The sequence below is a fragment of the Klebsiella sp. PK18 genome (assembly GCF_057784655.1).
Genome location: NZ_CM173493.1, coordinates 1596212 through 1608942 on the forward strand (window position 1 = coordinate 1596212; position 12731 = coordinate 1608942).

Consider the following 12731-nt stretch of genomic DNA (forward strand, 5'->3'; position numbering starts at 1 on the left):
TTACCGTAATAAAAAAGGGCCGATTGTTCGGCCCTTTTTTTGTCTCTGTTTTACGCCACTTCGGCGATCTGCTGCGCCCGCAGCCAGGCAATCTCTTCCGCCCAGATATCCGGGTTGATGGTTTCCAGAATCAGTGGAATGCCGTCGAAGCGGCTGTCCTGCATGATCCAGCGGAAGCAGTCGTGGCCAATGTTGCCTTCGCCAAGGCTATGGTGACGGTCAACGCGGCTGCCAAACGTACTCTTGGCATCATTCAGGTGCATGCCGCGCAGATACTGGAAGCCGACGATACGCTCGAAGTCGGCAAAGGTCTTCTCGCAGGCTTCGGCGCTGCGCAGGTCATAGCCGGCGGCGAACGCGTGGCAGGTATCGATGCAGACGCCGACGCGGGATTTATCTTCCACGCCGTCGATAATCGCCGCGAGGTGCTCGAACTTAAAGCCGAGGTTGCTGCCCTGGCCGGCGGTATTTTCGATAACCGCAGTAACGCCTTCGGTCTTCGCCAGCGCGATATTGATCGATTCGGCGATGCGCGCCAGGCACGCCTCCTCCGGGATCTGCTGCAGATGACTGCCGGGGTGGAAGTTGAGCAGCGTCAGCCCCAGCTGCTGGCAGCGGGTCATCTCATCAATGAAGGCATCACGGGATTTTTCCAGCGCCTCTTCCACCGGATGGCCGAGGTTAATCAGGTAGCTGTCGTGCGGCAGGATCTGCCCGGGGCCAAAGTGATACTTTTCGCAGGCGGCTTTGAATTCGGCGATGGTTTCGTCGCTGAGCGGCGCGGCGCGCCACTGGCGCTGGTTTTTGGTGAAGAGGGCGAAGGCGGTTGCTTCGATTTCGGCGGCGCGAATGGCGGCATTGGCCAGTCCACCTGAGGCGCTCACGTGCGCTCCTACGTATTTCATAAAAAAACTCCAGTTAAAGCCGCTGGGGGGGGGGTAATGATAGCGGCTTAACTGGAGAAAGATGTAGTGCTTTATGCCATCAGGCTGTGGATAGCGACGTTAATGACCCCGCCGCCGACAATCAACCAGACGAACAGCATCAGCGCCATCAGCAGCGGTTTCGCCCCGGCTTTTTTCAGCGCGCTGACGTGAGTGGTAACCCCGAGGGCGGCCATTGCCATCGCCAGCAGAACGGTATCCAGCGTCACCAGCATATCCACCACGGCTTTCGGCAGCAGATGGAAGGAGTTAAACACCGCCACCAGGATGAACATAATCGCGAACCATGGAATGGTGATTTTGCTTTTCTCGCCGTTGCCTGCCGGGGTCAGCTGTTTAACACGCGCCGCCAGGAACAGCAGGAACGGAGCCAGCATCATGACGCGCAGCATTTTGGCGATAACCGCCGCGTTCTCGGCGTCCGGGCTGACCGCATGGCCGGCGGCAACCACCTGCGCCACTTCATGCATGGTGGAACCCATATAGATCCCGTAGGTCTCCGGAGTAAACCAGTGCGCCAGCAGCGGGTACATCGCCGGGTAGAGGAAGATGGCGATGGTACCGAAGATAACCACCGTGGCGACGGCGACCGTCACTTTACTGGCTTCGGCTTTGACCACCGGTTCGGTGGCGAGCACAGCCGCCGCGCCGCAGATGCTGCTGCCGGCGCCGATCAGCCAGCTGGTGTGTTTGTCGAGACCAAACACTTTCTGGCCAAGGAAGCAGGCGATGAAAAAGGTACTGGAGAGCGTCAGAACGTCAATCAAAATACCGCTCACGCCGACGTCGGCAATCTGGGCGAACGTCAGGCGGAAGCCGTAGAGGATGATCCCCAGGCGCAGCAGGTGCTGCTTGGCGAAGATCACCCCGCCGTCGCAGGGCTGCCAGATTTTCGGGTAGACCGTGTTGCCGACGACCATCCCGAACAGGATAGCGAGGGTCAGGGCGCTAAAGCCTGCGCCGGCGATGGCCGGGAAACTCCCGGCCCACAGGGCGGCGCCGGTCAGCGCGGCGGTCAGCGCCAGGCCTGGGACAAAATGCCACAGGGAACGATGTTTGGTGGGTAAAGTGAGTGCTGTCATAACCTTCTCCTTTGTCTGCCTAAAGGTTACGCCGCGCGCGGTTAAATATAAAATTGATTATATGTTTATAATCAATCGTAATAAGTGGTTAAGGACCGCATCGTCGCTGACAAGGGGGCAGGGGAGCGATGCGGCGAAAGCGGGGTGGTTTCCCGGCAAGACGATGATTTTGTGACATAAGCGGATTTTCCTTCCTTCAGCCGCCTCGATTTGTGTCACCATAGTAAGGAAGGTTATTCAGGTTGGATTACTAAACGGGTGGGTTATGCATATTACGCTGCGGCAGTTGGAAGTGTTCGCCGAAGTCCATAAGAGTGGGTCAACCACTCAGGCGTCACAGATGCTGGCGCTTTCGCAATCTGCGGTCAGCGCCGCGCTGACCGATCTGGAAGGGCAGCTCGGCGTGCAGCTGTTTGACCGCGTCGGTAAACGACTGGTGGTGAATGAGCACGGACGGCTGCTGTACCCGCGTGCGCTGGCGCTGCTGGAGCGGGCGCTGGAGATCGAACAGCTGTTTCGCGGCGATAACGGGGCGATCCGGGTCTACGCCAGCAGCACCATCGGCAACTATATTATGCCGGAGATCATCGCCCGTTATCGCCATGACTTCCCGGAACTGCCGGTGGAATTGAGCGTCGGCAACAGCCTGGATGTGATCAACGCTGTCGCCGACCTGCGGGTGGATTTCGGTCTGATTGAGGGGCCGTGCCATGCCGCCGACATCATTGCCGAGCCGTGGCTGGAAGATGAGCTGGTGGTGTTTGCTGCGCCTGATTCGCCGCTGCTGGCGGGGGAGGTGACCCTGCAGCAACTGGCTGAGGCGCCGTGGATCCTGCGCGAGCATGGGTCCGGTACCCGGGAGATTGTCGATTATGTACTGCTGTCGCATCTGCCGGCGTTTCATATGGGCATGGAGCTGGGCAATTCGGAGGCGATCAAGCACGCCGTCCGGCATGGCCTGGGCATCAGCTGTTTATCGCGCCGGGTGATTGCCGAACAGCTGGCCTCGGGCACGCTGGCGGAGCTGAAAGTGCCATTGCCCCGGCTGACGCGCACGCTGTGGCGCATCCATCATCGGCAGAAGCATATTTCCAAAGCATTACAACGTTTTCTGCAATATTGCCAGGTGTAGCACCCGGTTTTTACGCCTCATAACGGGGGGAATTCGCTGGCAATTCCGCAGGTTAGTGCTTTACTAATAATTTGCGGGCGATCATGAAGCTCTCTTATAACTTTGCATTTGTACCGGATGGAACCCCGATCGTCTGCTACAATCGCGCCTCATTTTTTGGATGGATAGCATTATCACATGGTTTCGGAAACTAAAACCACAGAAGCGCCCACGCTACGTCGTGAACTGAAGGCGCGCCACTTGACCATGATCGCCATTGGCGGTTCCATCGGTACGGGTCTTTTTGTTGCCTCTGGCGCAACCATTTCGCAAGCAGGTCCCGGCGGGGCGCTGCTGTCTTATATTCTGATCGGTTTGATGGTCTATTTCCTGATGACCAGCCTGGGCGAGCTGGCGGCGTTTATGCCGGTGTCCGGTTCCTTCGCCACCTACGGCCAGAATTATGTTGAAGAAGGCTTCGGCTTCGCGCTGGGCTGGAACTACTGGTACAACTGGGCGGTGACGATCGCCGTTGACCTCGTGGCTTCGCAACTGGTGATGAGCTACTGGTTCCCTGATACCCCGGGCTGGATCTGGAGCGCCTTGTTCCTTGGCATTATGTTCCTGCTGAACTGGATCTCGGTGCGCGGCTTTGGCGAGGCGGAATACTGGTTCTCGCTGATCAAAGTCGCCACCGTCATTATCTTTATTATTGTCGGCGTGATGATGATTGTCGGCATCTTCAAAGGGTCGCAGCCCACTGGCTGGAGCAACTGGGGGATCGCGGATGCGCCATTCGCCGGTGGTTTCTCGGCGATGATCGGCGTGGCGATGATTGTCGGCTTCTCCTTCCAGGGCACTGAGCTTATCGGCATCGCGGCCGGTGAGTCTGAGGATCCGGAGAAGAACATCCCGCGCGCGGTGCGCCAGGTCTTCTGGCGTATCCTGCTGTTCTACGTTTTCGCCATTCTGATTATCAGCCTGATCATTCCGTACACCGACCCGAGCCTGCTGCGCAACGACGTGAAGGATATCTCCGTCAGCCCGTTCACGCTGGTCTTCCAGCATGCCGGTCTGCTGTCGGCGGCGGCGATCATGAACGCGGTTATCCTGACTGCCGTTCTGTCGGCCGGTAACTCCGGGATGTACGCTTCCACGCGTATGCTGTACACCCTGGCCTGCGACGGCAAAGCGCCGCGTATTTTCTCGAAGCTGTCGCGTGGCGGCGTGCCGCGCAACGCGCTGTACGCGACCACTGTTATCGCGGCGCTGTGCTTCCTGACGTCCATGTTCGGCAACCAGACGGTGTACCTGTGGCTGCTGAACACCTCCGGGATGACCGGCTTTATCGCCTGGCTGGGGATTGCGATCAGCCACTATCGTTTCCGTCGTGGCTACGTCATGCAGGGTAACGATATTAATAATCTGCCGTATCGTTCCGGGTTCTTCCCGCTGGGGCCGATCTTCGCTTTCGTGCTGTGCCTGATCATCACCCTCGGACAGAACTACGAAGCGTTCCTCAAGGACACCATTGACTGGGGCGGCGTGGCGGCGACCTACATCGGTATTCCGCTGTTCCTCGTCATCTGGTTTGGTTACAAGCTGGCGAAAGGCACCCGCTTTGTTCGCTACAGCGAAATGACCTTCCCGGACCGCTTTAAGCGTTAATCTTCGCAATTGTGCGATAAAAGCCCTCTGAAAAGAGGGCTTTTTTTATGTCCGCACGGTTACAGCTTGACACAATTCTTCATAATTATATTGATAATCGTAATCATTATCTTTATCATTTTCGCCCATTACGGATGAAGCCACTCCCCGTCTCTGCCATTGGGTCAGACTGACATCGGGCGACCAGCCACATCGACGAGAAAACAGCGCGAGCATGTCGCCGACAGAGCGACAGGCCGCCAGCGCGTGTGAGCAGCACCTTTTTGTTTGTTTGGTTGTACACCTCATGGAGATTTGGAATGTTCAGGTTAAACCCTTTTATCCGGGCGGGATTGTCTGCGTCCGTCGTATCATTGGCGTTTCCGGCTCTCGCCGATGTAAATGAAGAAACGCTGGTGGTGACCGCCTCGGCCACTGAACAGAGCGTCAAAGACGCGCCGGCGAGCATCAGCGTCATCACCCAGCAGGATTTACAACGTAAGCCCGTCCAGAACCTGAAAGACGTACTGCGCGATGTCCCTGGGGTCCAGCTCACTAACGAAGGAGATAACCGCAAGGGCGTCAGCATTCGCGGTCTGAGCAGCAGCTATACCCTGATCCTCGTCGACGGGAAACGCGTCAACTCCCGCAACGCCGTCTTCCGCCACAATGACTTCGACCTGAACTGGATCCCGGTGGATGCCATCGAACGTATCGAGGTGGTGCGCGGCCCGATGTCCTCCCTTTACGGTTCCGATGCGCTCGGCGGCGTGGTCAACATTATTACCAAAAAAATCGGCCAGAAATGGACCGGGACGCTGAGCGCCGATACCACCATTCAGGAACACCGCGACCGCGGTGATACCTGGAACGGCCAGTTCTTCACCAGCGGTCCGCTGATCGACGGCGTGCTCGGGATGAAGGCCTACGGCAGCCTGGCAAAACGCGCCAAGGACGATCCGCAGTCTTCCAGCAGCGCCACCGGCGAGACGCCGCGCATCGAGGGCTTCACCAGCCGCGATGGCAATGTTGAATTCGCCTGGACGCCGGGCGAAAACCATGATTTTACGGCGGGCTATGGCTTTGACCGTCAGGATCGCGACTCCGATTCCCTTGACCGCAACCGCCTTGAGCGTGAGAACTACTCCCTGAGCCATAATGGCCGCTGGGATATGGGCAACAGCGAGCTCAAGTTCTACGGCGAAAAGGTGGATAACAAAAATCCGGGGCAGAACGGGACCATCACCTCGGAAAGCAATGCCATCGATGGCAAGTATGTCCTGCCGCTGGACATGATTAACCAGCTGGTGACCTTCGGCGGCGAATGGCGCCACGATAAACTCAAAGATCCGGTCAACCTGAGCAGTGGCGGCCAGTCGACCTCCGCCAGTCAGTACGCCCTGTTTATCGAAGACGAATGGCGCATCATCGAGCCGCTGGCGCTGACCACCGGCATTCGTATGGACGACCATCAGACCTATGGCGATCACTGGAGCCCACGCGCCTATCTGGTGTATAACGCCACCGATACCGTCACCGTCAAAGGCGGCTGGGCGACGGCGTTTAAAGCCCCGTCGCTGCTGCAGCTTAACCCCGACTGGACCACCAACTCCTGCCGCGGGTCGTGCAGCATCATCGGTAACCCGGACCTGAAACCGGAAACCAGTGAAAGCTTCGAGCTCGGTCTCTACTACCGTGGGGAAGAGGGCTGGCTGCAGGATGTTGAAGGCAGCATCACCACCTTCCAGAATAATGTCGACGATATGATCGATGTTCTGCGCACCTCCAGCGCCAGCGAAGCGCCGGGCTACCCGAACTTTGTCGGCTGGAAAACCGTCAACGGCAAGCGCGTGCCGATCTTCCGCTATTTCAACGTCAACAAAGCCCGCATCAAAGGGGTGGAGACGGAGGTGAAGATCCCGTTTGGCGATGAGTGGAAGTTGACGATGAACTACACCTACAACGATGGCCGCGATCTGAGCAATGGCGGCGACAAACCGCTGCAGACGCTGCCGTTCCATACCGCCAACGGCACGCTTGACTGGAAACCGCTGGACGACTGGTCCTTCTACGTGACGGCCAACTATACCGGCCAGCAACGCGCGGTAAGCGCCACCGGCAAAACGCCGGGCGGCTACACCCTGTTTGACGTTGGCGCGGCATGGCAGGTGACCAAAAACGTGAAACTGCGCTCCGGGGTGCAGAACGTGGGTGATAAAGATCTGAGCCGGGACGACTACAGCTACACCGAAGAGGGCCGTCGCTACTTTATGGCGGTGGATTATCGCTTCTGATCGTCGGCACTAAAACGTGGCCTGCGGGCCTGAGCATGCGCCGCGAAGCTGCTTCGCGGCGCAGTGGCGTTTAGGCAAAGAGATGCTGCGCATGGAAGCGCAGATGGTCTTCAATAAACGAGGCAATGAAGTAATAGCTGTGGTCGTAGCCAGGCTGGATACGCAGCGTTAACGGCCAGGCCTTCTGGCGGGCGGTTTCCGCCAGTACGGCCGGCTGTAATTGCCCGGCGAGGAACGGATCGTTATCGCCCTGGTCGATGAGCGTCGGCACGGCGTCAGCCGGCTGGCTGGCCTGCATCAGCGCGCAGCTGTCCCACGACTGCCATGTCGATTCATCCGCGCCCAGATAGGCGGTAAACGCTTTCTTGCCCCACGGCACCTGGCCGGGATTGACGATCGGCGCGAAGGCGGAGACGCTGGCGTAGCGGCCCGGATTTTTGAGCGCCATTACCAGCGCGCCGTGACCGCCCATCGAATGGCCGCTGATGGCGCAGCGTTCGCCGACGCTAAACTCGCTACGGATCAGCGCGGGCAGTTCATCGCGCAGATAATCATACATCCGATAGTGCGCCGCCCACGGCGCCTCGGTGGCATTCAGGTAGAAGCCGGCGCCTTGCCCCAGATCGTATCCATCATCGTTGGCGACCTCATCACCGCGCGGGCTGGTATCCGGCATCACCAGCGCGATGCCCAGCTCAGCGGCAATGCGCTGGGCGCCCGCCTTGGTGGTAAAGTTTTCGTCGTTACAGGTTAGCCCGGACAGCCAGTACAGTACCGGCGGCGGCGTTTCGCGCTCAGGCGGTAAAAAAATGCTGAACGTCATGGCGCAGTTCAGGACAGGGGAGTGATGACGCCAGCGTTGTTGCCGACCGTCAAAACAGCGATGCTCTTCAAGCAGTTCCATGCAAGGCTCCTCGAAAGGGGGGTGCGCGTAAACGTTCATAATACAGATATTTCATTAGCCGGTGAGTAACTTTCACTTTCTCCTTTTGAGAACTTACTGCATCATTAATGCAACTTATAGCCAACATGCCGGTGTAGCGATGGCGCTTATGGATGCGTACAGCGGTTAGATCATTCCGGATTCGGCGATAAGGATTTGGCGCCGCGCCTGAGGCGCGGCTTCAGGCCCTAATAAAAGGCAGCGCCAATTTCAATAATTATCGTTACGGCTACTGGATTCTGTGCGCCACCTCACGCACAATGAATACAAACTTTGCCCCCAGAAAAAGCAAAGAGCGCCACACCTGCAGGAGAAACCCAAATGTCATCACTGAGTAAAGAAGCCGTCCTCGTTCATGAAGCGCTGGTCGCTCGTGGGCTGGAGACGCCGATGCGTGCGCCAGTACAAGAAATTGATAACGAAACACGCAAGCGTTTGATTACCGGTCATATGACCGAGATTATGCAACTGCTGAATCTGGATCTGAGTGATGACAGTCTGATGGAGACCCCGCATCGCATCGCCAAAATGTATGTCGATGAGATCTTCTCCGGGCTGGATTACTCCCGCTTCCCGAAAATCACCGTCATTGAAAACAAAATGAAGGTTGATGAAATGGTGACCGTGCGCGATATCACCCTGACCAGCACCTGCGAACACCATTTCGTCACCATCGATGGTAAAGCGACAGTAGCCTATATCCCGAAAGATGCGGTGATCGGCCTGTCGAAAATCAACCGCATCGTGCAGTTTTTCGCCCAGCGTCCGCAGGTCCAGGAGCGTCTGACCCAGCAGATCCTGATCGCGCTGCAGACGCTGCTCGGCACCAGCAACGTGGCGGTATCCATTGACGCGGTGCATTACTGCGTGAAGGCGCGCGGCATTCGCGATGCGACCAGCGCCACCACCACCACCTCTCTCGGCGGCCTGTTTAAATCCAGCCAGAATACCCGCCAGGAATTCCTGCGCGCAGTACGTCACCACAACTAAAACGGAGCAGGGTACATGGAGAGAAATGTCACGCTGGACTTTGTCCGCGGCGTCGCCATCCTCGGTATCCTGCTTCTCAATATCAGCGCCTTCGGCTTGCCGAAGGCCGCTTACCTCAATCCCGCCTGGTCAGGAAACGCGACCCTCAGCGATGCCTGGACGTGGGCACTCCTCGACCTGCTGGCGCAGGTGAAGTTTCTCACCCTGTTCGCGTTGCTGTTTGGCGCCGGTCTGCAGCTATTGCTCCCGCGAGGGAAGCGCTGGATCCAGTCGCGGCTGACGCTGCTGGCGCTGCTCGGTTTCATTCACGGTCTTTTTTTCTGGGATGGCGACATTCTGCTGGCCTACGCCCTGGTGGGGCTGGTGAGCTGGCGCATGGTGCGTGAGGCGCACCATGTCAAATCGCTGTTCAATACCGGGGTGGTGCTCTACCTCATCGGCATTGTGGTGTTGGTCCTGCTGGGAGTCATCTCCGGGACGGCGGCGAATCGCTCCTGGGTGCCGGATGCGGCGAACCTGCAGTATGAGCAGTACTGGAAGCTGCACGGCGGCGGGGAGGCGGTCAGCAACCGGGCGGATATGCTATCGGACAATCTGCTGGCGCTGGGTGCCCAGTATGGCTGGCAGCTGGCGGGGATGATGCTGATGGGCGCGGCGCTAATGCGCAGCGGCTGGCTCAAAGGGCAGTTCAGCCTGCGTCACTACCGGCGCACGGGTGCCCTGCTGGTGGTGGCCGGCATGGCGGTAAATCTGCCGGCAATATTCGCCCAGTGGTATCTGGCCTGGGACTATCGCTGGTGCGCGTTTTTGCTGCAGGCGCCGCGCGAACTGAGCGCCCCCTTACAGGCGATCGGCTATGCCTCGCTGGCCTGGGGCTACTGGCCGCAGCTGTGCCGTTTCCGCCTGGTGGGCGCTATCGCCTGCGTCGGACGCATGGCGCTGACCAACTACCTGCTGCAGACCCTGATCTGCACCACCCTGTTTTATCATCTCGGGCTGTTTATGCGCTTCGATCGTCTGCAACTGCTGGCCTTTGTTCCCCCCATCTGGGCTGTTAACCTCCTTGTCTCATCGCTGTGGCTGCGCCGCTTCCGCCAGGGGCCGGTGGAATGGCTGTGGCGTCAGTTAACCCTGCGTGCGTCAGGCACATCATTGAAAGACACATCCAGATAACGATCTCGATCACAATCATTAACAAAACGGATGTAAACGTTTCCAGCCGTGTGACCTCACTCACGTAGCGGACCGCGGGTCGCTGCCAGAATAGCCTCCTTGCTGAGCACAGGAGGTGAATGTGACGTGCTGTAATTCTCTTAAGGTCGCTGAGTATGATCACCATTCGTGATGTCGCCCGCCAGGCGGGTGTATCCGTGGCCACCGTGTCGCGGGTGCTGAACAACAGCGCGCTGGTGAGTCCGGATACGCGCGACGCCGTGATGAAAGCGGTGACCCAACTGGGCTACCGGCCCAACGCCAACGCCCAGGCGCTGGCCACCCAGGTGAGCGATACCATCGGCGTGGTGGTGATGGACGTCTCCGATGCCTTCTTCGGCGCGCTGGTGAAAGCGGTGGATACCGTCGCCCAGCAGCATCAGAAGTATGTGCTGATCGGCAACAGCTATCACGAGGCAGAAAAAGAGCGCCACGCCATCGAGGTGCTGATCCGCCAGCGCTGCTCGGCGCTGATTGTCCATTCGAAAGCGCTCAGCGATGATGAACTGAGCGACTTTATGCAACATATCCCGGGAATGGTGCTGATCAACCGCATTGTACCAGGCTTTGCCCATCGCTGCGTCGGGCTCGACAACGTCAGCGGCGCGCTGATGGCCACCCGCATGCTGCTCAATCAGGGTCACCAGCGCATCGGCTATCTCTCCTCAAACCACGGCATTGAAGATGACGATATGCGCCGGGAAGGGTGGAGCAAAGCGCTGCAGGAGCAGGGCATCATCGCCCCGGACAGCTGGGTCGGTTCTGGCTCCCCGGATATGCAGGGCGGCGAGGCGGCGATGGTCGAACTGCTGGGGCGCAATCTCGGTCTCACCGCGGTGTTTGCCTATAACGACAGCATGGCGGCCGGCGCGCTGACGACCCTGAAGGACAACGGCATTGTCGTGCCGCAGCATCTGTCGCTGATTGGCTTTGATGATATTCCTATTTCCCGTTACACCGATCCTCAACTCACTACCGTGCGCTATCCGGTAATGTCGATGGCAAAGCTGGCCACCGAGCTGGCGCTGCTGGGGGCGGCCGGCAAGCTGGATCGCGAGGCAACGCACTGCTTTATGCCGACGCTGGTGCGCCGTCATTCCGTTGCCCAGCGGCAAACTGTGGGGCCGATCACTAACTGAAGCGGTGATGGGATGTAACCGCTTTCAATTTGTGAGTAAATTCACAGTATATTAACATTCGCCTGATTATGATGGCAGCGTTTACCAGTCTGAACCACGAGGTGATGGGTTATCCTCACTTTTTTAAGTAGGAACAAGGCGTTAAACGAGTTTTAGAGCCGTATCTTTCTGGAGCGTTACCCGACACGGAAGACCGAATTTTCGTCGTGAAATGCGTTGTGCGGTAACACTAATGCAACAAACCCCGCCCGCACTTTTTCACAATAATGACCCTGCATAATAAAACCGGAGATTCCATGAATAAGAAGGTGTTTACCCTGTCTGCTGTAATGGCTGGTCTGTTATTTGGCGCCGCCGCACACGCAGCAGATACCCGTATCGGCGTGACGATTTATAAATATGACGACAACTTTATGTCGGTGGTGCGTAAGGCAATTGAAAAAGATGGCAAATCCGCGCCTGACGTCCAGCTGCTGATGAATGACTCGCAGAACGACCAGTCGAAACAAAACGATCAAATTGACGTGCTGTTGGCGAAAGGCGTGAAGGCGCTGGCGATTAACCTGGTTGACCCGGCGGCAGCGGGAACGGTGATTGAAAAAGCGCGCGGGCAGAATATTCCGGTGGTGTTCTTCAACAAAGAGCCTTCCCGCAAAGCGCTGGATAGTTATGACAAGGCTTATTACGTCGGTACCGATTCGAAAGAGTCGGGGATTATTCAGGGCGATCTGATCGCCAAGCACTGGAAAGCCAACCCGAACTGGGATCTGAATAAAGACGGCCAGATCCAGTTCGTCCTGCTGAAAGGCGAGCCGGGCCATCCGGATGCGGAAGCGCGTACCACCTACGTTATCAAAGAGCTGAATGATAAAGGTCTGAAGACCCAGCAGCTGCAGCTGGATACCGCCATGTGGGATACCGCGCAGGCGAAAGACAAAATGGACGCCTGGCTCTCCGGCCCGAATGCGAACAAGATTGAAGTAGTGATCGCGAACAACGATGCCATGGCGATGGGTGCGGTTGAAGCGCTGAAAGCGCACAACAAGAGCAGCATTCCGGTGTTTGGCGTCGATGCCCTGCCAGAAGCGCTGGCGCTGGTGAAATCCGGTGCGATGGCCGGTACCGTGCTGAACGATGCCAACAACCAGGCAAAAGCGACCTTCGATCTGGCGAAAAACCTCGCGGAAGGTAAAGAAGCCGCGGCGGGCACCAACTGGAAAATTGACAACAAGATTGTTCGCGTACCGTACGTGGGCGTCGATAAAGACAACCTGAGCCAGTTTACCGGCAAGTAATCGTGATGTGAGTTGCGGGCGTGGTTTAACCACGCCCGATTATTCCTGATACAGAACCAGACTCCTGCTGGCGT

General features: G+C 57.8%; 10 protein-coding genes. 7 read left to right on the forward strand and 3 right to left on the reverse strand.

Annotated features, from left to right (window positions below; all coding sequences use genetic code 11):
• Positions 1-50 precede the first annotated feature (50 nt).
• Positions 51-905 (reverse strand): deoxyribonuclease IV, encoded by an 855-nt coding sequence (nfo, locus tag AC3EMD_RS07825; RefSeq protein WP_012967549.1) that lies wholly within the window; start codon positions 903-905, stop codon positions 51-53.
• A gap of 71 nt (positions 906-976) precedes the next feature.
• The gene (locus AC3EMD_RS07830; protein ID WP_002912935.1) at positions 977-2026 is read right to left on the reverse strand and encodes a YeiH family protein; all 1050 of its coding nucleotides are present in this window, start codon (positions 2024-2026) and stop codon (positions 977-979) included.
• A gap of 265 nt (positions 2027-2291) precedes the next feature.
• Here AC3EMD_RS07830 and yieE point away from each other — a divergent pair, with 265 nt between their 5' ends.
• The 3 genes from yieE (at position 2292) to cirA (ending at position 7078) form a co-directional block, all read left to right on the forward strand.
• The gene (gene yieE, locus AC3EMD_RS07835; RefSeq protein WP_008804021.1) at positions 2292-3158 is read left to right on the forward strand and encodes a DNA-binding transcriptional regulator YeiE; all 867 of its coding nucleotides are present in this window, start codon (positions 2292-2294) and stop codon (positions 3156-3158) included.
• Positions 3159-3335: 177 nt separating this feature from the next.
• Entirely contained in the window at positions 3336-4805 is a 1470-nt protein-coding gene (locus AC3EMD_RS07840; RefSeq protein WP_008804022.1) for an amino acid permease, read from the forward strand.
• Between the two features lie 299 nt (positions 4806-5104).
• Positions 5105-7078 carry a catecholate siderophore receptor CirA gene (gene cirA, locus AC3EMD_RS07845; protein ID WP_016161549.1) on the forward strand — a complete coding sequence of 658 codons (1974 nt, stop codon included), beginning with the start codon at positions 5105-5107 and terminating at the stop codon, positions 7076-7078.
• A gap of 70 nt (positions 7079-7148) precedes the next feature.
• On the opposite strand, the gene fghA is transcribed toward cirA, so the two are convergent.
• On the reverse strand, positions 7149-8021 hold the full coding sequence (gene fghA, locus AC3EMD_RS07850) for an S-formylglutathione hydrolase (RefSeq protein ID WP_463823702.1): 873 nt from the start codon (positions 8019-8021) through the stop codon (positions 7149-7151).
• A gap of 321 nt (positions 8022-8342) precedes the next feature.
• Between fghA and folE the strand changes: the two genes are divergently transcribed.
• The 4 genes from folE (at position 8343) to mglB (ending at position 12657) form a co-directional block, all read left to right on the forward strand.
• Positions 8343-9011 (forward strand): GTP cyclohydrolase I FolE, encoded by a 669-nt coding sequence (gene folE / locus AC3EMD_RS07855; protein WP_008804025.1) that lies wholly within the window; start codon positions 8343-8345, stop codon positions 9009-9011.
• 15 nt (positions 9012-9026) lie between these two features.
• A complete protein-coding gene (yeiB, locus tag AC3EMD_RS07860; RefSeq protein ID WP_302074015.1) occupies positions 9027-10184 on the forward strand; it encodes a DUF418 domain-containing protein YeiB in 1158 nt (385 codons plus the stop codon).
• A gap of 155 nt (positions 10185-10339) precedes the next feature.
• Entirely contained in the window at positions 10340-11362 is a 1023-nt protein-coding gene (gene galS, locus AC3EMD_RS07865; RefSeq protein ID WP_012541032.1) for an HTH-type transcriptional regulator GalS, read from the forward strand.
• Positions 11363-11658: 296 nt separating this feature from the next.
• Complete coding sequence (mglB, locus tag AC3EMD_RS07870) at positions 11659-12657, forward strand: galactose/glucose ABC transporter substrate-binding protein MglB (protein ID WP_008804028.1); 999 nt, start codon at positions 11659-11661, stop codon at positions 12655-12657.
• Positions 12658-12731: the final 74 nt, after the last annotated feature.